Source organism: Nocardioides furvisabuli (genome assembly GCF_021083185.1).
Taxonomy (GTDB): Bacteria; Actinomycetota; Actinomycetes; order Propionibacteriales; family Nocardioidaceae; genus Nocardioides; species Nocardioides furvisabuli.
The window spans coordinates 585,810-607,044 of sequence record NZ_JAIGQB010000002.1 but is presented as its reverse complement, the minus strand read 5'-3'; the positions used below and the strand labels follow the sequence as shown (position 1 = coordinate 607,044).

Here is a 21,235-nt window from a genome sequence, read left to right as displayed (position 1 = left end):
TGCAGGGCCTCGGCTGATGCTCGGCCTGACGGTCCGCTGGTCGCTGGTCGACGCTGCCGAGGGCGTGGAGGAGGAGCTCGCGACCTATGTCGCCGAGACCTCGCACGCACGCTTCACCGGCATGTCCGGACTGCGCTTCAAGACGTGGCGGTGCGTGCCGGGGGAGTGGTTCGAGGGCTGCTACGTCTTCGCCACCGACGAGGCGCGCGAGGAGTTCCAGCGCAGCTTCACCGCCGGCGCGGACGAGTCGCCGGGGTCGCGGATCATCGGCTCGTCGCCGGTCCTCATCGAGGCGTGCGACATCGTCGCGGTCGCCGAGGGCTGGGACGGCTTCGTCGCCGCACCGCGCGCCTGAGCGCCGCCCGAGGTCCCGGGTCAGGCCTCCGGCGCCCACTCCTTCTTGGCCGCCAGGAGCCCGTCGCCGACGGGCAGCAGCACCGGCACCAGCGCCTCGTGCTCGAGGATCGTGCGACCGAGCTCGCGGATGGTGACGGTCTCGTCGTCGCGCTGCGCCGGGTCCGCGACGCGGTCGTGCCACAGGGCGTTGTCGAAGGCCACGATGCCGCCGGGGCGCAGCAGGCGCAGCGCCTCCTTGAGGTAGGCGGCGTACTCACGCTTGTCGCCGTCGCAGAAGACGAGGTCGTAGTGGCCGTCGGTGAGGCGGGGGAGCACGTCGAGCCCGGCACCGGCGATGGTGCGGGCGCGGTTGCCGGGGATCCCGGCCTCGGTGAACGTCTCCTTGGCCAGGCGCTGGTGCTCGGCCTCGATGTCCACCGTCGTCAGCACGCCGTCGGCGCGCATGCCGCGCAGCAGCCAGAGCCCGGAGACGCCGGTCCCGGTGCCGATCTCCACGACGGCGCGCGCGTCGAGCACGGAGGCCAGGAAGCGCAGCGCGGCGCCCACGCCGGGGCCGACGGGCGAGACGCCCACCTCGTCGGCACGGCTGCGGGCGGCGGCCAGGATCTCGTCCTCGGCCACGAACGACTCGGCGTAGGACCAGCTCGCGGGCTTGATCGGGGTGGTGTGGTGGGGCACGGGCGGACTCTATCGCGCGCCCGACGTCGCGCGTGGCCGGGAACACATGCACCACCCCGCTCGTTGGAGGCAGTGCGCCCGCGAGACCGCGGGTGGACGGACCCCGAAGTTCTTGGGTGGCCCGCATGAGGTTCACAGGGAACTCTCAGGCGTGACGCCTAGCGTCAGGAAGGACAGCGAACCGTTGCAGCTGCGGTCGAGGAAGTCGAGCCAGGGAGCGCCCGTGGGCGAGCAGGTCGGCACCACCACGAGCCAGGTCCCGACCTGGGACGAGGTCGTCGAGGAGCACTCCGACCGCGTCTTCCGCCTGGCCTACCGCCTCACCGGCAACCGGCCCGACGCCGAGGACCTCACCCAGGAGGTGTTCGTGCGCGTCTTCCGCTCGCTCGACACCTACACCCCCGGCACGTTCGAGGGATGGCTGCACCGCATCACCACCAACCTCTTCCTCGACGGTGCGCGTCGCAAGCAGCGGATCCGCTTCGACCCGCTGTCCGACGAGCGCGCAGCCCGACTCACCAGCACGACCCCGGCCCCGGAGCTGGCCTTCGCCGACCGGACCTTCGACGACGACATCGAGACCGCGCTCGCCACGCTGCCGCCGGACTTCCGCGCCGCGGTCGTGCTGTGCGACGTGGAGGGCCTGAGCTACGAGGAGATCGCCGCGATCATGGGCGCCAAGCTCGGCACGGTCCGCTCCCGCATCCACCGCGGCCGCACCATGCTGCGCACGGCACTCGCGCACCGCGAGCCCACCGAGGGTCGTCAGCGCTACTCAGGTCCTCACCAGGCGCGTGGGACGGTGTCGGGATGAGCCACCTCGGATCGCGCGTCAGTGCCCTGCTCGACGGCCGCCTCGCGCCGGAGGAGGAGGAGCGCTGCTGGAGCCACGTCCACGGGTGCCACAGCTGCCGTGACCTCGTCGAGCAGGAGGGATGGGTCAAGACCCAGCTCGCCCAGCTCTCGATGGGCGACTCGTCGGCCTCCCACGACTTCAAGACCTCCTTGCTCGGGCGCTGCGCTGCGGCCTCCGGCTCGCCGCTCACGCCCGCCGCCTTCCCGGTCGCGGGCCACCGTCCGCGCCGCGGCCTGGTGGCCATCGGCGGCGGGGCGGCGAGCGCCTGCGTCGTCGGTGTCCTCGTGCTCGGCGCCGCCGGCGCCCCCCGCGTCGACCCGCGCCCGCCGACCACCGACCTCAGCCGCCCGACCGTGCCGGCGACCCCGGTGGTCAACGCCGACGACCGGTCCGCCCGCGGGCCCGTCCCACCCTCCCGGACGCCCCTGGCCGAGCGCCTCGTGGCCATCCGGGAGAAGATTGCCCCGTGAGCGACGAGCGCGAGCCGGACGAACAGGCGTACGACGACCCGACCCACGACGAGACGGCCCCGACGCAGCCCCTCGCGGGGTGGCGCGACCCCGCATCGCGGGTCGAGGAGCCCGAGTCGGCGGTGCAGCCCGACGGTCTTCCCTACGGCCACGACGAGGCCGTGCTCGCCGGTCCGCCCCCGTCCGCCGACGGGCCCTCCGACCGGCTCCCGACCGCGGCCCCCGGCGAGTCCGCCGAGCAACGTCCCCACGAGCCGGACACGCCGACCGTCCCGATGAGGCAGGGCCCCGGCCCGTGGTCCGGTCACGGCCAGGCCCCCTACGGCCAGGCCCCCTACGGCCAGGCCCCCTACGCCCAGGCCCCCTACGCCCAAGCCCCCTACAGCCAGGCCCCCTACGGCCAAAATCATTACGGCCAGAATCCTTACAGCCAGTCGTCCCATGCCCGGTCTCCCTACGCCCGGAATCCGTCCACCCGCCGGCTCCCGCTGTGGGTGTGGCCGGCCGTCGCGTGCCTCGCCCTCGTCGTGGGGATCCTCGGAGGCCTCGCCGGCGGCGCGCTCCAGGACGAGCTGGCCTCGCAGCGCGGCACCAACGACAACGGCCTCGGAGGGGTGCGCACGCAGGCCGCGGCGCCCCTCGAGGCCGACAATGGCTCGGTCTCGGCCGTCGCGCAGGCGCTGCTTCCGAGCACGGTGCAGATCCTTGCCGAGCTCGACGGTCGGGCCGCCGGCGCCACCGGCTCCGGGTTCGTGCTCGACCGCGACGGCCACGTGGTCACGAACAACCACGTCGTCGCGTCGGCTGCCGCGGACGACGGGTCGATCGTCGTCATCGACCAGGCGGGTGAGCGCCGCGAGGCGACCGTGCTCGGTCGCAGCGCGGTCTACGACCTCGCCGTGCTGACCGTCGAGGACGCCGGGTCGCTGGAGCCAGCCGCGCTCGGGGCGTCCCAGGCGCTGCGCGTCGGTGAGTCCGTCGTCGCCTTCGGTGCCCCGCTCGGCCTGAGCCAGACCGTCACCTCCGGCATCGTCAGCGCCCTCAACCGACCGGTCACCACGTCGGGCGAGTCCGACGACGAGTCGTCGTACATCAACGCCGTGCAGACCGACGCCGCGATCAACCCGGGCAACTCCGGCGGACCGCTGGTGAACCTCGCCGGCGAGGTGGTGGGGGTCAACTCCGCCATCGCGACCACCGGCGGTGCGTCCGGCGAGTCCGGCAACATCGGCGTGGGCTTCGCCATCCCGATCGAGCAGGTCCGCACGACGGTGGACCAGATCCTGCGCACCGGGAAGGCGGAGTACCCCGTCATCGGGGCGCAGGTCCGCACCGGCGGTGAGCCCGACGCGGAGGGCGCGACGATCACCGAGGTCATGCCCGACACCCCGGCCGAGCGCGCCGGCCTCCAGCAGGACGACGTCATCACCTCGGTCGACGACCAGCCGGTCAACGACGGCATCGCCCTCATCGTGGCGATCCGCACGCACCTGCCGGGCGAGACCGTCGAGATGTCGGTCGTGCGCGGTGGCGAGGAACGGGTCGTGCAGGTCGAGCTCGACGGCAAGGTCGGCTAGTCAGTCCTTCGCCGGGTCCGCCCCGGCGTCCGCCTCGACGAAGGGGTGCTGGTCGACGAAGGTGCGCGTCTCGGCGTACATCCGCTGGATGAAGTCCTCGAGCTGCACCCGCTCCACGCGCCACTGGCCACGCCCGCCGATCTTGATCGCCGGCAGGTCGCCGCGACGCACGAGCGCGTAGACCTGCGCGCTCGAGGTGTTGAGCACCTCGGCCACGTCGGCGAGCGTCAGGAAGCGGGGGTCGTCGGCCATGGGGTCATGGTGCCACCGAGGCGGTGGCGCCCGTGCCCGACCTCCCAGCCCCTGTGGAGAGACAGGTGTGAACTCCGCCCGGCGTGGCAATGATGACCCCGTGTCTCGGAACCTGTCTCGGAACCTGTCTCGCAACTCCTCCCGCCGTCCCGCCCGCACCTCCGGCGGCCTCGACGTGCCGCCGGCGACGCGTGCCGCTCCTCCGGGCTGGCGCGACCCGCGACTGTGGATCGGCGTCGCCCTCGTCACCGGCTCGGTCGTCGCCGGCGCCCGGATCCTCGCCGGCGCCGACGACATGACCCAGGTCTGGTCGGCCTCCACCGACCTCGTCGCCGGCCAGACGGTGGACGCCGACGACCTCGAGGCGACGCGGATCCGCTTCGGCGACGACCTCGACCGTGGGCGCTACCTCGCCGTCGACGACGAGCTACCGGCCGCCCTGACGCTGACCCGCCCGCTGGCGGCCGGCGAGCTCGTGCCGGCAGCCGCACTGGGGGAGGCCGCCGCCGAGGACGCGGTGGCGGTGTCGATCGCCGTGGCCGCCGAGCACGTGCCGCCCGACGTGGTCCGCGGCTCGCGGGTCGACGTCTGGGTGATCGGCGACCCCGCTCTCGGCGCCGGCGGAGGACGACGCGGTGCGGGCGCCGAGGCGGTGCTCGAGGACATCGTCGTGCTCGACGCACCCGTCGTCTCGGACTCCTTCGCCTCCGCGACCAGCCGGCAGCTGGTGCTGTCGGTCCCCGCAGCCGAGGACGAGTCCCTCGGCCTCGTCCTCGCGGCCAGCGGTGACGACCGCGTGCGGGTCGTCGGCCGGGGGTGAGGTCGTGATCTGCGTGCTCGTCATGGCTGCGGGCGAGGCCTGGGAGTCACCCGCCCTGGCGGACCTCGAGACCCGCCCGGGTGTCGTCGTGCTCAAGCGCTGCGTCGACGTGGACGACCTGCTCGCAGCGGTGTCCAGCGGGCAGGCCGACGTCGCGGTCGTGTCCCTCGATGCCCCCGGGCTGGACCCGGCATCGGTGTCGCACCTGCGGCGCCACGGCGTGCGCCCGGTCGCCGTGACCACGTCGGCCTCGAGCGACGTCGACGTCCGCGAACGCGCTCAGCGGTTGGGGGTGGCTGCGGTGGTGGGCTCGGGGGAGCTCTCGACGCTGCCCGACGTCGTGGTGGTCGTCGAGGACGCGGCCGACACCGGGGTGCGACCCGCCGACCCCGCACCCGACCGGCCGGGGTCCGACCTCACCCCGGCGGCGTCCGCGACGGAAGGGGGTCGGGTGGTGGCCGTCTGGGGCCCCGCCGGCGCCCCGGGGCGGACGACCGTCGCCACCCACGTCGCCTGCGAGCTCGCGGGCCGCGACACGGACGTGGTCCTGGCCGATCTCGACCCCTACGGGGGTGCGGTGGCCCAGCAGCTCGGGATCCTCGACGAGGTCTCGGGCCTGCTGTCGGCGGCGCGGCTGGCGGCAGCCGGACACCTCGGAGAGCGCTTGCCCTCGGTGTGCCGAGGAATGGGTGACCACCTCGCAGTGGTCACCGGCCTCCCGCGGGCGGACCGGTGGCGCGAGGTCCGGGCCGCGCAGGTCGAGCAGCTCCTCGAGCGCTCGCGCGACCTCGGCCACGTCGTCGTCGACACGGGCTTCTGCCTCGAGGACGACACGGCGTCCGACTTCGGTGGGCGTCCCGGCCGCAACGCCCTGACGCTGACCGCCCTCGAGCAGGCCGACGAGATCGTGGTGGTGGGCGCCGCCGACCCGGTCGGCCTGGCGCGGCTGGCCCGCGGGCTGGTGGACCTGCGCGCGCAGGCGTACGCCGCCCCGGTGCGGGTCGTCGTCAACCGGATGCGCCCCTCGATCGGGTGGTCGGAGAAGGAGATCGCCGGCATGGTCGAGGGGTTCACGCGGGCCGCGGGACTGCACTTCCTGCCCGAGGACCGACCTGGTCTGGACCGTGCCCTGGTGGCGGGGCTGCCGGTGCGGGACGTCGGGGACTCGGCGCTGGGGCAGGCCCTGGCCACGCTCACCGATGCGGTCTTTCCGGAGTCGGTCACGCCCGAGGAGCGGCGCGTCAGGAGGAGCTCTCGCGCACGCCGAAGGCCAACCCGGCGAAAATGACGCCAAACCTCAAGATTTAACTTAGATTGGGTTCTGATTCCAAGGAGAACCCACGTGATATCTACCCCTCGCGCCGGCGTCCTCGCCCTGACGGCGCTTGCCCTGACCGCCACGCCGGCCCTCGCAGCGCCCGTGGCGCGCGGCACCACGACCAACGACGTCATCCTGGGTCGGGCCAAGGCGGACCGGATCATGTCCCTCGGTGGCCGCGACCGCGTGCGCGGCTACGGTGGTGACGACACGATCTACGCCGGCAAGGGCCACGACGTCGTCTACGGCGACGGCGGGAACGACTGGATCACCCTGCAGCCCGGCGACGACTGGGCCGCGGGCGGCCTCGGTGACGACAAGATCGACGGCGGCCAGGGCGACGACGTGATGTACGGCGGCGAGGGTGACGACATCCTGGCTGCCAGCAAGGGCAACGACACCGTCTACGGCGAGGCCGGCAACGACCTCCTCGGAGGAAACGACGGCGACGACCGCCTCATCGGCGGCGAGGGCTCCGACAAGATGATCGGCGGCGCGGGCAACGACTGGATCGACGGTGGCCCGGGTGACGACGGCGCCATCCAGGGCGGCGCCGGCAACGACGTGCTCATCGACGGCGAGGGCCACGACTGGCTGATCAAGGGCGACGAGGGCGACGACGTCGTCTTCCTCGGCCCGGGCGCCGACAAGGTCTTCACCGAGCAGGGCAACGACACGATCTACGTCCTTCCCGACGGCTTCGTCGACAAGATCCGATGCGACGACGGCGGCCAGGAGCAGGGTCAGTCCGACCGGGTCGTCTTCGTCGGCTGGCGCGACCCGCTGGACATCGTGGACCCCTACGGCACCTGCGAGTTCGTCATGACCGTGACCGAGCTGCCGGCCGGCTGGCCCTACGGTCCGGTCGCCCCTCCTGCGCGTCAGGCTGCGAACAACAGGTAGAGCCCGCCCACGGTGAAGCCGACCATGGCCACGAGCAGCGGGAGCTGACCGGTCAGCTGGTGGCGCCGGGGGAGCAGCTTGATCGCGCGGTCGTGTGCTGCGACGACACCGACGACGTGCCCGAGCGCGACCGCCACGACCTTCGTCACCGCGAGGAACGTCGGGTGCATCGACAGCCAGTAGTTGATCTGCAGGTCGGCCGTGCCGAGGTAGTCGTCACCGCGGCTGAACGGGTCGCTCAGCTGGATCAGCGTCTGCTGGCCGTACTCGAAGAAGTAGGTCAGGTAGTGGGCGACGATGTAGCCCACGATGATCGGCACGACCGAGTGGGCGAAGAGGTCCGGCAGCGCCCGGCGCGGGGTCTCGCTGGTGACGCCCGTGGCCATCGTGGCCAGCGTCAGCACCAGTGCGACGCCGGCGGAGAAGCACACCAGGGCCAGGGTGTCGGGCAGCACCCGTGACGCCGACATCGACTGCACGAGCTGGAGCCACGGCGTCGACTCGCGGAAGGAGTCGAAGGCCGTGCTGCCGAGGAGGATGCCGACGACGGCGACCAGGCCCGGGCGCGCGACCAACGTGTCGAGGTTGGCGAGCGGGCTGCGGATCACGAGCACCCCGTCGCGGCGGCCCCAGACCGACAGCTTGGCGACGAGAGAGGAGTAGACCTCGAACGGGTCGGCACGGGCGAGGAACGTCGTGCCCCACACTGCGGAGCCGATCAGCATGATGCCGAGGTAGGCCGCGACCCACAGACGCACAGGGCCCAGGTCGGTGGAGCCGGGGTAGACCAGCTCGAGCCATACGAAGGCGAAGAGCCCCGCCGCCGCGGGCCAGTAGCCCAGGCGCGCGGGGTAGGCGTACAGGCCCTGTCCCCCGGGGACGCCGGAGATCCTGGCGAAGAGCATCGCGATCGTTCGGGCCGGGCTCACGGCCTTGAAGAACTCGCCGAACACCAGGGACGCGGGGACCAGCCCGACCCACAGCAGCACGTAGAAGGTGCCGAGGAAGGGATTGATGAGGCTGTCCTTGCCGAAGACGGCCGCGGCCCCGACGTAGAGGAAGAACGCCATGCCCAGCACCCGGGCGGCGACGGTCGACGCCTGCGAGGACACGAGCCGGTCGAGCCAGGCGGGTGCCGGCCTGCCGCTGGTCGCGGCGTCGTAGCGCGGCTCACGCCACGCGACCGCCAGGACGGTGAAGGAGACGACCAGCGCGGCGACCGCGCCGGCGATGGCCAGCTCGGAGGGGATCGGGAGGTCCTTGGCGCCGCCCAGCCCGTGGGCCGAGATCGCGCCGCCGGCGCCCGGGCTCAACGGACTTCGAGCTGGAGCACGATCGAGTCGGGGTCGTGGCTCTCGACCTCGACCACGCCGGGACGGTCGACGGTGATCTCGTGCTCGGAGGTACCGGCCTCGTAGACCAGGTCCTGCTCCGGGGTGCTGTGGACGTGGAGCCCGCCGGCCTCGTCGGCGGTGAGCCGCAGGACGAGCGTCTGGCCGACGGCGAGCTCGACGCGCTCACCGTTCGGCGTGAAGGTGTCACCCTCGCGGGTCACCTCGAGGGTCACGGTGTCGCCCTCGGTGTCGTCGCCGCCGGACTCGTCCTCGGGGGTCGAGGAGCTGGTCGAGGAGCTGGTCGAGGAGCTGGGAGACTCGCTCGCCGCCGGGCTGCCGGTCGAGGGATCGGCGTCCTCACCGCAGGCGCTGAGGCTCCCGGCGAGGACGAGGACGAGGGGGACGAGGCGCGCGAGACCGCGACCGGACACAGGGCTTCTCCTTCAGGCTCTTCCACGAGTGGCGGTGGCCACGGCTCACGCCGTGCCCGCGCCTCTGCCAGAATCCCATGCGGGACAAGCCAACGACGACTCGGCCTCAGGAAGGGGCGAACCCCATGAGCGAGCGCAGCGAGCACGTGCATGAGTGATCGGCTCGGGGCGCGGGACCTGGCGATCCTGGCCGCCGAGTCCCCGACGACGCCCATGCACAACGCCACGGTCGAGATCTTCGACCCGGGCGACTCCGGCTTCGACCACGACCGGCTGGTCGAGCTGATCGCCGACCGCATCGCGTTCGTGCCGCGCTACCGCCAGCGGCTGCAGGTGGTGCCGGGGCGGCTGGCCAACCCGGCCTGGGTGGACGACGAGAACTTCGACCTCGGCTACCACGTGCGCCGCTCCGCGCTGCCGCGTCCGGGCACGATGGACCAGCTCCGCGAGCTCGTCGCCCGCATCGCCTCGCGCCCGCTCGACCGCAGCCGTCCGCTGTGGGAGTGCTACTTCGTCGAGGGCCTGGCCCACGGACGGATCGCACTGCTCACCAAGAGCCACCAGATCCTCGTCGACGGTCGCGAGACCGTGGACATCGGGCAGGTGCTGCTCGACACCTCGCCCGACCGCTCGACCCTCGGGCACGACGACGACTGGCGCCCCCGGCGCACGGCCGGTCCGGTGGCGGTCGCGCTCAACGCGGTGACCGACAGCCTCGAGAGCCCCCGCACGCTGTGGTCGACGACCCGGGCCAACGCCGAGGCGGTCGGGCGGCAAGCCTCGGCCTCCGGCGCCCGCGTCGCGGAGGTCGCGAGCGCGCTCGCCGGGCGCGGCCCGGTGCACTCCACGCCGGTGCACCGCAAGCTCTCGCAGCAGCGCCGCTTCGTCGCCGTGCGCACCGAGCTGGCCGACTACCGCACGATCCGCGAGGTCCACGGCGGCACCGTCAACGACGTCATCCTCGCCACGATCGCCGGCGGTCTGCGTGGCTGGCTGATGGCACGCGCGGAGTCGATGGCAGGTCTTCGGACCATCAAGGCGATCGTGCCGATGTCGGTCATCGACGACGAGCTCGAGGCCACCTCGCTCGGCACCCAGATCACCGGCCACCTCGTCAACCTGCCGGTCAGCGAGGCGAGCCCGGTCGTGCGCCTGCACCAGGTGAGCTACGACCTCAAGGCCCACCGCGACAACGGCCGCAACGTCTCGGCGCGGAGGCTCTCCGGCATCGCAGGCTTCGCCCCGACGACCTTCCACGCCCTCGGCTCGCGACTGGCCGCCGCCGAGCTGCGCCACGGCTTCCACGTCTCGATCACCAACGTGCCGGGCCCGCAGTTCCCGCTCTACGCCGACGGTGCACGGATGCTGGAGTCCTACCCGGTCCACCCGCTCCTGCCCGACCACCCGCTGGCCATCGGTGTGACGTCCTACGACGGCGGGGTGTTCTACGGCATCACCGCGGACCGTGACGCCGTCGCCGACGCGGACACGCTCGGCCAGTGCGTGCTCGAGTCGCTGGAGGAGCTCAAGGACTCCGCCTCCGACTCGCGCCCGCGCGCACCCCGAGGACGCAAGAAGTGACCCGTCGCTACCTGCCCAGCACCCTGATGAAGCTGACAGAGGACTGGGAGCGCGAGGGCCCGTCCCTCGTCGACCCCGTCCCGGCCGAGGACGACGGCGAGGAGAGCGAGTACGCCGCCCTGATGACCGCCGCGGACGTCTCCGCGGAGCTGGTGGCGGGACTGCCCGACGGGCAGCGTCGCCGGGTGGTGGTGGTCGTGGAGACGGCCACCACCGACGCGCCCGCGACCTGGCGTGACGTGGTGGCCGTGCACGTCGACGACCGCGACGACGCGCACCCCGACGACGACCTCGCCTGGTGGGCGACGCAGGAGGTCGGCGACCTCCTCGCCGCTCGCTGACCCAGGCACTTGGAGGCGCTGCTCGGTCTCTGACACGATCAGTGCCATGGACGCGATCACCTTCCCGCCGGCTCCGACCAACGAGCCGAACCTGACCTACGCCCCCGGCAGCGCGGAGCGTGAGGCGCTCCTCACCGAGATCGCCGCGCTGGAGAAGAAGCAGCACTCCTTCCGCGCCGTGATCGGTGGGAAGCGACGCAACGGTGGGGGCGCGGAGATCAAGGTCGTGCAGCCCCACGACCACGCCCACGTCCTCGGCACCTTGAAGAACTCCACGACCAAGGACGCCGAGGCGGCGGTCAGGGCCGCGACCGACGCTGCCCCGGACTGGCGCGCGATGGGTTTCGACGAGCGCTGCGCGATCCTGCTCAAGGCCGCCGACCTGCTCGCCGGGCCGTGGCGCCAGCGCCTCAACGCCGCGACCATGCTCGGCCAGTCCAAGACGGCCTTCCAGGCCGAGATCGACGCCGCGTGCGAGCTGATCGACTTCTGGCGCTTCAACGTCCACTACGCCAAGCAGATCCTCACCGACCAGCCGATCGCCAACAGCCCCGGCATCTGGAACCGCACCGACCACCGCCCGCTCGAGGGCTTCGTCTACGCGATCACGCCGTTCAACTTCACCGCGATCGCCGGCAACCTGCCCACCGCCCCGGCGCTGATGGGCAACACGGTCCTGTGGAAGCCCTCGCCGACCCAGCAGCTGGCCGCCTCGCTGACGATGGAGCTGCTCGAGGAGGCCGGCATGCCCCCCGGCGTCATCAACATGCTCCCCGGCGACGGCCTCGACGTCTCCAAGGTCGCCCTGGCGCACCGCGACCTCGCCGGCATCCACTTCACCGGCTCCACCCCGACGTTCCAGCACCTGTGGGGCACGGTCGGCGCCAACATCTCCGGCTACCGCACCTACCCGCGCATCGTCGGCGAGACCGGCGGCAAGGACTTCATCGTCGCGCACCCCTCCGCCGACCCCGACGTGCTGCGGGTCGCGATGATCCGCGGCGCCTTCGAGTTCCAGGGCCAGAAGTGCTCGGCCGCCTCACGCGCCTACGTCCCGCGCTCGGTCTGGGTGAAGATCAAGGACCAGCTGATCGCCGACACCGAGGCGCTCGCGATGGGTGATGTCACCGACCTCACCAACTTCATGGGTGCGGTCATCGACGACCGGGCCTTCGCCAAGCACAAGGCGGCGATCGCGCGGGCGAAGCGCAACAAGCACCTCACCGTGCTGGCCGGCGGCCAGGTCGACGACTCGGTCGGCTACTTCGTGCGCCCGACGATCGTGGAGTCCACCGACCCGAGCGACCAGATGTTCTCCGAGGAGTACTTCGGCCCGATCCTCGCGGTCCACGTCTACGACGACACCTCCGGACAGGCCGGCTTCGAGAAGGTCGTGGCGCAGATGGAGTCGTTCGCGCCGTACGCCCTCACCGGGGCGATCATCGCCCAGGACCGTGCGGCCATCGCGTGGGCGCGCGAGACGCTGCGCTTCGCGGCCGGCAACTTCTACATCAACGACAAGCCGACCGGCGCGGTCGTGGGCCAGCAGCCGTTCGGCGGTGGCCGGGCATCGGGCACCAACGACAAGGCCGGCGCCGCGGTCAACCTGCTGCGCTGGACCTCGCCGCGCTCGATCAAGGAGACGTTCGTGCCGCCGAAGGAGCACCTCTACCCGCACCAGGGCTGAGGTCGCCCTCCCCGACGGGGTGGGGGAGGATGGGGGCGTGATCGACCCCGTCCTCCGCCCGCTGTGGCACATGGGCGCCCTGCATCCCTTCGAGCAGGCGCTCACGCTGCTGCTCGCCTTCGGGCCGTTCGTGGTGCTCGGGCTCGTCGTCCGGGCGCGCCGGCGCCAGGACGCAGTCGAGAAGGCGCGGGAGGCGCAGGCGGGGGACGAGGTCCGGCCGGACGTCAGCGGCTGAGCCACTCCACGCCGACCTGGTGCTCGACGTCGAGCGCGTGTCCGACCATGTCGGCGATCATCGCCTCGATCTTGCCCCCGACCAGCGGGATCCGCACGCTGACGTCGAGCTCGACCGTCTCGGTGGTCGTGCCGCCGGACTCGACGAGCACGAGCGTGCCGACCGCCTCGCCCGGCTTGCCGGGGATGGCCAGCTCCACGTCGGCGCCGTGGGCGGAGGTCCACGTCTCGGTCTGCACGATCACGATCTCGTCGCCGACGAACTTCCGTGCGAAGGACGGGATGTCGTCTCCCGAGCGCACCTGCTCGATCCGTGCCACGTCGCCGTCGATGTCGACCGAGCCGCGCTCGACGCGCTGGCGCTCGAGCACCGCCTCGCGAAACGCGGGGTCGTCGAGCATGGCGGCCACGGCGTCGGCCGAGGCGTCGTAGGTGAGCTGCTTGGAGAGCTTCTTCATGGCGCCCATCATGGCCCAGCAACAGCCTCCACCCCCCTGTTGTGAGGGTCACACGGCGGGTCCTATGGTCGGTGCGTGGCCACGCCCGAGGAGACCAAGGACCAGCAGCTGGACGCCGCGACCCGGGCTCGCCCCGCATGGGGTGACCTGCTCCGCGCCTACTACCGGCACGTCGCGCCGGAGGAGGTCGCCGAGCGCTCGCCCGAGGACCTGCTCGGCGCCGTCGCGTCGCACCACGAGCTGGCCACATCCCGGCCTCAGGGCACTGCGGCGGTCCGCGTCGTCACGCCCACCAGCGCCGACTCCGGCTGGTCGGCCTCGGGCCGTTCGGTCGTCGAGGTGGTCACCGACGACATGCCCTTCCTCGTCGACTCGGTGACCATGGAGCTCAACCGCCAGGGCCACACCGTGCACGCGGTGATCCACCCGCAGTTCACGGTCGAGCGCGACATCACCGGGGAGCTGCAGGAGGTGGCGGTCCACGCGGTCGAGCCGCGTGCCGGCACGGCCGAGTCCGGCGCCGAGTCCTGGATGCACGTCGAGATCGACCGCACCGACGACGACGAGGCGGCGGAGATCACCGAGGGCGTGCAGCGGGTGCTGCGCGACGTACGCGAGTCGGTGGAGGACTGGGCCAAGATGCACGCCCAGGTGCTCGCCGTGGTCGACCAGCTCGACCAGGACCCCCCGCCGCTCGCGGACGCCGAGCTGCGCGAGGGGCGCGACTTCCTCACCTGGCTGGCCGACGACCACTTCACCTTCCTCGGCTACCGCGAGTACCTGCTCGAGGCCGAGGAGGGCGCGCCCGACGAGTGCGGGCTGCGCGCCGTGGCCGGCTCGGGCCTGGGCATCCTGCGCAGCGACCAGGACCTGTCGAGCTCGTTCGCCAAGCTGCCGCCGCTGGCGAAGGCCAAGGCGCGCGAGAAGACGCTCCTGGTGCTGGCCAAGGCCAACTCGCGCGCGACCGTGCACCGCCCGGCGTACCTCGACTACGTCGGGGTGAAGACCTTCGACGCGGACGGCGAGGTCGTCGGTGAGCGCCGCTTCCTCGGCCTGTTCTCCAGTGCGGCCTACACCGAGTCCGTCACCCGCATCCCGGTGCTGCGCAAGAAGGTCACCGAGGTCATGCACCACGCCGGCTTCGACCCGCGCAGCCACGCCGGCAAGGCGCTGATGGACACCCTGGAGAACTACCCCCGCGACGAGCTGTTCCACACCTCGCCCGACGAGCTCGCCCCGATCGCGCAGGACGTGATGTTCGCCCGCGAGCGACGCCAGCTGCGGGCCTTCGTGCGCCGCGACACCTACGGCCGCTACGTCTCCGTCCTCGTCTACCTGCCGCGCGACCGCTACAGCACGGCCGTGCGCGAACGGTTCTCCGACATCCTGCGCGAGGACCTCGGCGGCGAGCACGTCGAGTTCACCGCCCGCGTGAACGAGTCCACCACCGCGCGCGTGCACTTCGTGGTCCACCCGCCCAAGGGCGACCACATCCCCGAGATCAACGTCGCCGACCTCGAGCGTCGCCTGACCGAGGCGTCGCGATCGTGGCGCGACGACTTCATGGCCGCCGTGGTGAGCGAGTACGGCGAGGACCGCGGGTCGCGGCTGGCCCGGACGTGGGCCGACGCGTTCCCCGAGGCGTACAAGGAGGACTACCACCCCCAGCGCGGGTCCGCCGACCTCGGCCGCATCGAGGCGATCGAGGGCCAGGTGGGCATCGACCTCGCGCTCTTCGACCAGGATCAGCAGTCCGGCCTCTACCGCCGCGGCGAGTCACGCCTCAAGGTCTTCCGCGTCGGGGAGCCGCTCTCGCTGAGCACGGTGCTCCCGATGCTCACCTCCATGGGCGTCGAGGTCGTCGACGAGCGCCCCTACGAGCTCGCGGGCCTGGGCCGGCCCACCTACATCTACGAGTTCGGGCTGCGCCACGGGCGCACGCTCCCGCCGCACGAGCGCACCCTCTTCGCCGAGGCGCTGCGGGCGGTGTGGGACGGCTACAACGAGATCGACGGCTTCAACCAGCTCGTCCTCGCCGCCGGGCTGACGTGGCGGCAGGCCACGGTGCTCCGGGCCTACGCCAAGTACGCCAAGCAGGGCAACTCGCCCTTCGCCCTCGACTACATCGAGGAGGCGCTGCGCAACAACGTCGACATCACCCGGCTGCTCGTCGAGCTGTTCGAGGCGCGCTTCGACCCCGGCCGCACCGAGGGCCGGGTCCTGGCGGCCGACGCCGAGGCCCGCACGGCCAGGGTCGAGGCGATCGAGGAACGCCTGGCCAAGGCGCTCGACGACGTGGTCAGCCTCGACCACGACCGCATCCTGCGCTCCTACCGCACGCTCGTGCGCGCCACCCTCCGCACGAACTTCTTCCAGCGCACCGCCGAGGGACAGGTGCACAACTACATCTCCTTCAAGCTCGAGCCGTCGGCGATCCCCGACCTGCCCGAGCCGCGCCCGCGCTACGAGATCTTCGTCTACAGCCCGCGCGTGGAGGGCTCGCACCTGCGCTTCGGGTCGGTCGCCCGCGGCGGCCTGCGCTGGTCGGACCGACGCGACGACTTCCGCACCGAGGTGCTCGGCCTGGTCAAGGCGCAGATGGTGAAGAACACCGTGATCGTGCCGGTCGGCGCGAAGGGCGCGTTCTTCTGCAAGCAGCTGCCCGACGCCTCCGACCGCGACGCGTGGCTGGCCGAGGGCGTGGCCTGCTACAAGACCTTCATCTCCGGCCTGCTCGACATCACCGACAACCTCGTCGACGGCGAGACGGTCCCACCGACCGGGGTCGTGCGCCACGACGGCGACGACTCCTACCTGGTGGTGGCCGCCGACAAGGGCACCGCGACCTTCTCCGACATCGCCAACGGCGTGGCCAAGGACTACGGATTCTGGCTCGGCGACGCGTTCGCGTCCGGCGGCTCCGTCGGCTACGACCACAAGGCGATGGGCATCACCGCCCGCGGCGCGTGGGTCTCGGTGCAGCGCCACTTCCGTGAGATGGGTGTCGACTGCCAGCGCGAGGACTTCACCGCGGTCGGCATCGGCGACATGTCCGGCGACGTCTTCGGCAACGGCATGCTCTGCTCGGAGCACACCCGGCTCGTCGCGGCGTTCGACCACCGCGACATCTTCATCGACCCGGCGCCCGACGCCGCGTCGTCGTACGCCGAGCGGCGCCGCCTCTTCGACCTCCCGCGCTCGAGCTGGAAGGACTACGACACCTCGCTGATCTCCGAGGGCGGCGGGGTGTGGCCGCGCTCGGCGAAGTCGATCCCGATCTCGGCGCAGGTGCGCGAGGCGCTGGGACTCGGCTCCGGTGCCACTGCGCTGACACCAGCCGAGCTGATGAGGGCGATCCTGCTGGCACCGGTCGACCTGCTGTGGAACGGCGGCATCGGCACCTACGTGAAGTCGTCGGAGGAGACCGACGCCGACGCCGGTGACAAGACCAACGACGCGATCCGGGTCAACGGCGAGGACCTGCGCGCCCGCTGCATCGGTGAGGGTGGCAACCTCGGCTTCACCCAGCTCGGTCGGGTGGAGTACGCCCGCTACGGCGCCGGTGGCCAGGGCGGTCGGATGAACACCGACTTCATCGACAACTCCGCCGGCGTGGACACCTCCGACCACGAGGTCAACATCAAGATCCTGCTCGACCGCGTGGTGCGCTCGGGCGCGATGGACGAGTCGGCGCGCAACGTGCTGCTCGCCGAGATGACCGACGAGGTCGGCTCGCTGGTGCTGCGCGACAACTACGAGCAGAACCTCGCGCTCGCCAACGCCGAGGCCCACGCGCCGTCCCTGCTGCACGTCCACGAGGACTGGATGCGTGCGCTCGAGCGGCGCGGGGTGCTCAACCGCGACCTCGAGGGCCTGCCCAGCACGCGCCAGGTCAAGCGCCGCCTCGACCGCAAGCAGGCGCTGTCGGCGCCGGAGCTCTCGGTGCTGATGGCGTGGACCAAGATCGTGCTGGCCGACGAGCTGATCGGCTCGGACCTGCCCGACGACCCCTACCTGCGCGAGGACCTGCTGGCCTACTTCCCGAAGCAGATGGTGCCCGACCTCCAGCAGGCGATCGAGGACCACCCGCTGCGCCGCGAGATCATCGTGACCCAGGTCGTCAACGACCTGGTCAACGGCGCCGGCATGACCTTCTGGCCGCGCCTGCAGGGCGAGACCGGTGCAGGCCCGGCCGAGCTGACGCGTGCCAACTTCGTCGCCCGCGAGATCTTCGGGTCGCTGCCGCTGCGCGAGGAGATCGCGGCGCTGGACAACCAGGTGCCGGCCGAGCGCCAGACCAGGATGCGGATCGAGATGCGCACCCTGGTCGAGCGCGCGTCACGCTGGCTGGTGACCAACCGGCGTCCGCCGCTGGACTCCAGCGCGACCGTGGAGTTCTTCCGCGGTCCGGTGCAGACGGTGATGGCCGAGCTGCCCGGCATCATGAGCGGCCGCGAGCTCGACGACTACCGCGCTCGCGAGAAGCGGCTCACCGACCACGGTGTCCCCGCCGACCTCGCCACGCGCGTCGCGGTGCTCGCCTCGGCGTACGCCCTGCTCGGGATCGTGGAGACCGCGGACCGGCTCGGCCTCGAACCGGCCGACGTCGCGCGGGTCCACTTCGCGCTCGGCGAGCGGCTGGGCCTGCCCGCGCTCGTCGAGCGGATCTTCGCGCTGCCGCGCGACGACCGCTGGCAGACCATGGCCCGCGCCGCGGTGCGCGACGACCTCTACGGCGTGCACCAGCAGCTCACCGCTCAGGTGCTCGAGTCGACCAGTGCCGACGACAGCGCCCCGGCGCGGGTCGCTGCGTGGGAGGACTCCGAGGAGGAGCTGGTCGCCCGTGCCAGCGCCACCCTCGACGAGATCTGCCGCGAGGAGACCGCCGAGCTGGCCCGCCTGTCCGTGGGCCTGCGGGTGGTGCGCGGCCTGCTGTCCTGAGCCACGCCCGCAAGCCGCGCCCGGACGTCATGGCGAATGGTCGTCCGGGCGACCACCGGCCATGACCTCCGGCGGTGATCAGAACAGCAGCAGGGCGGCGACGACGCCGGCAGCCACCACGGCCCAGCGGAAGACCGCGTCGGGCAGCTTGCGCCCGATGCGGGCGCCGGCGTAGCCGCCCACCAGGGAGCCTGCGGCGAGCGTCACCACGACGTCCCAGCGTGGCTCGGCCACGACGACGAAGATGAGGCCGGCGACGAGGTTGCCGACCATCAGCGACAGTGTCTTGAGGCCGTTGACGACGCGGAGCTCGAGGTCGGTGCCGAGCCCGAGTACGGCGACCATCATGACGCCGGCACCGGCGCCGAAGTAGCCGCCGTAGACGCCGGTCACCGTGGCGAACGCCGTCGTGGCGGGGGACATGTGGCGGCGCTCGGCGCGCCCCTCGCCATGGCGTGCCTCGTGCCGCTCGCGCAGCCACCGGGCGACCCGGGGTTGTACGCCGACCAGCAGGCAGGTGAAGAGGATCAGCCACGGCACGATCGCCTCGAAGACGCCGGGCGGCAGGCCGATCAGCAGCGCCGCCCCGGCGACGGCCCCGAGGGCGCAGACGAGGACGATCGCCCGGGCGATCGGACCCGCCTCGCGGACCTCGTCGCGATAGCCCAGGACGCCGCCCAGGCCGCCGGGGATCAGGCCGAGGGTGTTGGAGACGTTGGCGACGACCGGCGGCAGCCCGAGGGCGACCAGGACCGGGAAGCTGAGCAAGGAGGCGACCCCGACGGTCGAGGACAGCACGCCGGCACCGAAGCCGGTCGCGACGACCAGGATCGCTTCGAGCGGGGTCACCGCTGCTCGCGCAGGAGGGCGACGTCGCTGACCATGGCGACGTGCGCGTGCATCGCCTCGGCTGCGCGCGCGGGGTCGCCGGCGCGGATGGCCTCGGCGATGGCCCGGTGCCCGGCGAGCGAGTCCTGCGGTCGTCCGGGTTGGCCGAGGGACTCCAGGCGGGTCTCCTTGATCAGGTCGCCGATCTCGTCCATCAGCCGCGCGAGGAGGAGGGAGTGGGCAGCGGCGGTCACGGCCCCGTGGAAGCGCTCGTCGCCCTCCACGCCGCGTCCGCCGGCGTCGATGTCGGCGGCCATGAAGGCCAGGGCGTCGTCGATGCGCGAGAGGTCGTCGTCGGTGCGCCGGGCGGCGGCGAGGGAGGCGATCTTGGTCTCGAGAGCGTCGCGGGTCTCGATGATCTCCGGCAACCGGTCGGCGTGGCTGCGGATCGCCTCGACGATGCGGCTCGACGTCTGGTGGCCTGCGGTGACCACGGTGCCGTCGCCGTGGCGTACCTCCACGACCCCGACCACCTCGAGCGCCACGAGCGCCTGGCTCAACGTGGCGCGGCTGACCCCGAGGCGCTGCGCGAGCTCGCGCTCCGGCGGCAGCTTGTCGCCGTCGCCGAGGCCGTTGTCGCTGATCCACGACGAGATCTGACCGGCCACCTGCTCGTAGAGGCGGGTGCGCAGCAGCCGGGGAGGGAACGGCGACTCGGGCGCTGACATGCACTCACCCTATTGACGTTCGGCTCATTGTCCTATTGGCTAGGCCACTGAGCCAAGCGCGTGACGCGGGTCACCCCCGCGGTCCCGGGCGCGCGGGCCACCAACTCGGAAGGTTTCGCCATGGGTCCGGAATGGATTGCGATCATCGCGCTCGTCGCGCTGTTCGTCGTCGGCACGCTGCTACCGATCAACATGGGAGCGCTAGCCTACGTCGCGGCCTGGTTCGTCGGGATGTACGCCCTCGACCTCGACGAGAAGGAGATCCTGGCCGGTGTCAGCGGAGACCTGATCCTGACGTTGATCGGTGTCACCTACCTCTTCGCAATCGCGCGCAACAACGGCACGGTCGACCTCATCGTGCGCACGGCGGTCAAGGGCGTCGGCGGCCGCGTGGCCCTGATCCCGTGGGTGATGTTCGCGGTGACCGCGGTGCTGACGGGCATCGGTGCAGTCAGCCCGGCGGCCTGCGCGATCATCGGCCCGATCGCCCTCGGTTTCGCCGGCCGCTACGGCATCAGTCCGCTGATGATGGGCATGTTCGTCGTGCACGGCGCGCAGGCCGGCGGTTTCTCGCCGATCAGCATCTACGGCGTGATCACCAACTCCGTCATGGAGGACGCCGGGCTGCCGTCCAGCGAGATCACCGTCTTCCTCGCCAGCCTGGTGGTCAACACGCTCATGGCCGCGATCCTGTTCGTCGCCCTCGGCGGCCGGAAGCTGATGTCGATGCGGATCGACCCCGACGACCCCGACACCCTCGACGACGACCTGCACCGCGGCGGCGCCACGGTGCCGGCTCGCGGCTACGGCACGTCCGCGCCGACCGGCACCCTCGCCCAGGGCGTGCGCCGCGACCAGGTGCTCACCCTGCTGGCCTTCGTCGGCGTGGCGCTCGTCGCGCTGGTCTTCGACAAGAACATCGGCTTCGTCGCGATCACCGCCGCGGTCATCCTCGCGATGCTCAACGCCGACGAGCACAAGGACGCGGTCAAGCAGATCGCGTGGCCCACCGTCCTCCTCGTCGCCGGTGTCAGCACCTACGCCACCATCCTCACCACCGCGGGCTCGCCGGAGTTCGTCGGCACCTGGGCCGCCGGTCTCGGCGCTGTCGCCATCGGCGCGCTGATCCTCTGCTACGTGGGCGGCGTCGTCTCGGCGTTCGCCTCCTCGACGGCGTTGCTGCCGGTGATCATCCCGATCGCCGTGCCGCTCATCGCCGACGGCGGGATCAACGCGGCCCTCTTCGTGGCCGCCCTCGCCGTGTCCTCGACCATCGTCGACGTGAGCCCGTTCAGCACCAACGGCGCGCTGATGCTCGCCAACCGGCCCGACTCGATCAGCGAGTCGGTCTACTACAAGCAGATCCTGGGCTACGGCGTGATCGTGACCCTGGTCGGACCGCTGCTCGTGTGGGCAGCCCTCGTTCTCCCCGGATGGTGAC

The 21,235-nt window shown here is 71.9% G+C and carries 20 protein-coding genes; 13 read left to right on the top strand and 7 right to left on the bottom strand.

Annotated features, from left to right (window positions below; translation table 11 throughout):
- The first annotated feature begins 16 nt into the window (after positions 1 to 16).
- Positions 17 to 355: a hypothetical protein gene (locus K4G59_RS06170; protein WP_231250079.1), complete on the top strand. Its 339-nt coding sequence runs from the start codon at positions 17 to 19 to the stop codon at positions 353 to 355.
- 20 nt (positions 356 to 375) lie between these two features.
- Here K4G59_RS06170 and K4G59_RS06165 read toward each other — a convergent pair whose 3' ends face one another.
- Positions 376 to 1,035 carry an O-methyltransferase gene (locus K4G59_RS06165; protein WP_231250078.1) on the bottom strand — a complete coding sequence of 220 codons (660 nt, stop codon included), beginning with the start codon at positions 1,033 to 1,035 and terminating at the stop codon, positions 376 to 378.
- Between the two features lie 223 nt (positions 1,036 to 1,258).
- Here K4G59_RS06165 and sigE point away from each other — a divergent pair, with 223 nt between their 5' ends.
- Genes sigE through K4G59_RS06150 form a run of 3 tightly spaced genes read left to right on the top strand, consistent with a single transcriptional unit; the run spans position 1,259 to position 3,938 of the window.
- Positions 1,259 to 1,849, top strand: a complete 591-nt coding sequence (sigE, locus tag K4G59_RS06160) for an RNA polymerase sigma factor SigE (RefSeq protein WP_231250077.1) — start codon at positions 1,259 to 1,261, stop codon at positions 1,847 to 1,849.
- Positions 1,846 to 2,361, top strand: a complete 516-nt coding sequence (locus tag K4G59_RS06155) for an anti-sigma factor family protein (RefSeq protein WP_231250076.1) — start codon at positions 1,846 to 1,848, stop codon at positions 2,359 to 2,361. The genes sigE and K4G59_RS06155 overlap by 4 nt, the downstream gene beginning before the upstream one ends.
- Positions 2,358 to 3,938 carry a trypsin-like peptidase domain-containing protein gene (locus K4G59_RS06150; RefSeq protein ID WP_231250075.1) on the top strand — a complete coding sequence of 527 codons (1,581 nt, stop codon included), beginning with the start codon at positions 2,358 to 2,360 and terminating at the stop codon, positions 3,936 to 3,938. The genes K4G59_RS06155 and K4G59_RS06150 overlap by 4 nt, the downstream gene beginning before the upstream one ends.
- Here K4G59_RS06150 and K4G59_RS06145 read toward each other — a convergent pair whose 3' ends face one another.
- Complete coding sequence (locus K4G59_RS06145; RefSeq protein ID WP_231250074.1) at positions 3,939 to 4,190, bottom strand: helix-turn-helix domain-containing protein; 252 nt, start codon at positions 4,188 to 4,190, stop codon at positions 3,939 to 3,941.
- A 100-nt stretch (positions 4,191 to 4,290) separates the two neighbouring features.
- Between K4G59_RS06145 and K4G59_RS06140 the strand changes: the two genes are divergently transcribed.
- Genes K4G59_RS06140 through K4G59_RS06130 form a run of 3 tightly spaced genes read left to right on the top strand, consistent with a single transcriptional unit; the run spans position 4,291 to position 7,231 of the window.
- On the top strand, positions 4,291 to 5,010 hold the full coding sequence (locus K4G59_RS06140; RefSeq protein ID WP_231250073.1) for a hypothetical protein: 720 nt from the start codon (positions 4,291 to 4,293) through the stop codon (positions 5,008 to 5,010).
- A gap of 4 nt (positions 5,011 to 5,014) precedes the next feature.
- Complete coding sequence (locus tag K4G59_RS06135) at positions 5,015 to 6,298, top strand: CpaE/TadZ family protein (RefSeq protein ID WP_231250072.1); 1,284 nt, start codon at positions 5,015 to 5,017, stop codon at positions 6,296 to 6,298.
- A 54-nt stretch (positions 6,299 to 6,352) separates the two neighbouring features.
- Entirely contained in the window at positions 6,353 to 7,231 is an 879-nt protein-coding gene (locus K4G59_RS06130; protein WP_231250071.1) for a calcium-binding protein, read from the top strand.
- Here K4G59_RS06130 and K4G59_RS06125 read toward each other — a convergent pair.
- The gene (locus K4G59_RS06125) at positions 7,210 to 8,544 is read right to left on the bottom strand and encodes a hypothetical protein (protein WP_231250070.1); all 1,335 of its coding nucleotides are present in this window, start codon (positions 8,542 to 8,544) and stop codon (positions 7,210 to 7,212) included. The two genes, K4G59_RS06130 and K4G59_RS06125, sit on opposite strands and share 22 nt — an antisense overlap.
- The gene (locus K4G59_RS06120) at positions 8,541 to 8,996 is read right to left on the bottom strand and encodes a hypothetical protein (RefSeq protein WP_231250069.1); all 456 of its coding nucleotides are present in this window, start codon (positions 8,994 to 8,996) and stop codon (positions 8,541 to 8,543) included. The genes K4G59_RS06125 and K4G59_RS06120 overlap by 4 nt, the downstream gene beginning before the upstream one ends.
- Positions 8,997 to 9,146: 150 nt before the next feature.
- Between K4G59_RS06120 and K4G59_RS06115 the strand changes: the two genes are divergently transcribed.
- The 4 genes from K4G59_RS06115 to K4G59_RS06100 are packed head-to-tail and all read left to right on the top strand — an operon-like array spanning position 9,147 to position 12,840.
- Complete coding sequence (locus K4G59_RS06115) at positions 9,147 to 10,577, top strand: wax ester/triacylglycerol synthase family O-acyltransferase (protein ID WP_231250068.1); 1,431 nt, start codon at positions 9,147 to 9,149, stop codon at positions 10,575 to 10,577.
- Positions 10,574 to 10,918 carry a DUF6912 family protein gene (locus tag K4G59_RS06110; RefSeq protein WP_231250067.1) on the top strand — a complete coding sequence of 115 codons (345 nt, stop codon included), beginning with the start codon at positions 10,574 to 10,576 and terminating at the stop codon, positions 10,916 to 10,918. Before K4G59_RS06115 ends, K4G59_RS06110 begins: the two co-directional genes overlap by 4 nt.
- A gap of 46 nt (positions 10,919 to 10,964) precedes the next feature.
- Entirely contained in the window at positions 10,965 to 12,605 is a 1,641-nt protein-coding gene (gene pruA / locus K4G59_RS06105; RefSeq protein WP_231250066.1) for an L-glutamate gamma-semialdehyde dehydrogenase, read from the top strand.
- Between the two features lie 37 nt (positions 12,606 to 12,642).
- Positions 12,643 to 12,840 (top strand): hypothetical protein, encoded by a 198-nt coding sequence (locus K4G59_RS06100; RefSeq protein WP_231250065.1) that lies wholly within the window; start codon positions 12,643 to 12,645, stop codon positions 12,838 to 12,840.
- Here K4G59_RS06100 and K4G59_RS06095 read toward each other — a convergent pair.
- Positions 12,830 to 13,297, bottom strand: a complete 468-nt coding sequence (locus K4G59_RS06095; protein ID WP_231250063.1) for a DUF2505 domain-containing protein — start codon at positions 13,295 to 13,297, stop codon at positions 12,830 to 12,832. The genes K4G59_RS06100 and K4G59_RS06095 overlap by 11 nt on opposite strands.
- 75 nt (positions 13,298 to 13,372) lie before the next feature.
- Between K4G59_RS06095 and K4G59_RS06090 the strand changes: the two genes are divergently transcribed.
- Positions 13,373 to 18,238 carry an NAD-glutamate dehydrogenase gene (locus K4G59_RS06090; protein ID WP_231250061.1) on the top strand — a complete coding sequence of 1,622 codons (4,866 nt, stop codon included), beginning with the start codon at positions 13,373 to 13,375 and terminating at the stop codon, positions 18,236 to 18,238.
- 78 nt (positions 18,239 to 18,316) lie between these two features.
- Here K4G59_RS06090 and K4G59_RS06085 read toward each other — a convergent pair whose 3' ends face one another.
- Together K4G59_RS06085 and K4G59_RS06080 are read right to left on the bottom strand one after the other, a co-directional pair.
- Positions 18,317 to 19,087, bottom strand: a complete 771-nt coding sequence (locus tag K4G59_RS06085) for a sulfite exporter TauE/SafE family protein (RefSeq protein ID WP_231250059.1) — start codon at positions 19,085 to 19,087, stop codon at positions 18,317 to 18,319.
- Positions 19,084 to 19,794: a FadR/GntR family transcriptional regulator gene (locus K4G59_RS06080; protein ID WP_231250058.1), complete on the bottom strand. Its 711-nt coding sequence runs from the start codon at positions 19,792 to 19,794 to the stop codon at positions 19,084 to 19,086. The genes K4G59_RS06085 and K4G59_RS06080 overlap by 4 nt, the downstream gene beginning before the upstream one ends.
- A gap of 120 nt (positions 19,795 to 19,914) precedes the next feature.
- On the opposite strand from K4G59_RS06080, the gene K4G59_RS06075 reads away from it, so the two are divergent.
- A complete protein-coding gene (locus K4G59_RS06075; RefSeq protein WP_231250056.1) occupies positions 19,915 to 21,234 on the top strand; it encodes an SLC13 family permease in 1,320 nt (439 codons plus the stop codon).
- The last annotated feature ends 1 nt before the right edge of the window (position 21,235 follow it).

Bases quoted from the DNA above. Each gene is read 5' to 3' on its own strand.
- K4G59_RS06095 (WP_231250063.1), bottom strand. From the start codon at position 13,297: ATGAAGAAGCTCTCCAAGCAGCTCACCTACGACGCCTCGGCCGACGCC.
- K4G59_RS06080 (WP_231250058.1), bottom strand. From the start codon at position 19,794: ATGTCAGCGCCCGAGTCGCCGTTCCCTCCCCGGCTGCTGCGCACCCGC.
- pruA (WP_231250066.1), top strand. From the start codon at position 10,965: ATGGACGCGATCACCTTCCCGCCGGCTCCGACCAACGAGCCGAACCTG.
- K4G59_RS06075 (WP_231250056.1), top strand. From the start codon at position 19,915: ATGGGTCCGGAATGGATTGCGATCATCGCGCTCGTCGCGCTGTTCGTC.
- K4G59_RS06155 (WP_231250076.1), top strand. From the start codon at position 1,846: ATGAGCCACCTCGGATCGCGCGTCAGTGCCCTGCTCGACGGCCGCCTC.
- K4G59_RS06145 (WP_231250074.1), bottom strand. From the start codon at position 4,190: ATGGCCGACGACCCCCGCTTCCTGACGCTCGCCGACGTGGCCGAGGTG.
- K4G59_RS06170 (WP_231250079.1), top strand. From the start codon at position 17: ATGCTCGGCCTGACGGTCCGCTGGTCGCTGGTCGACGCTGCCGAGGGC.
- K4G59_RS06115 (WP_231250068.1), top strand. From the start codon at position 9,147: ATGAGTGATCGGCTCGGGGCGCGGGACCTGGCGATCCTGGCCGCCGAG.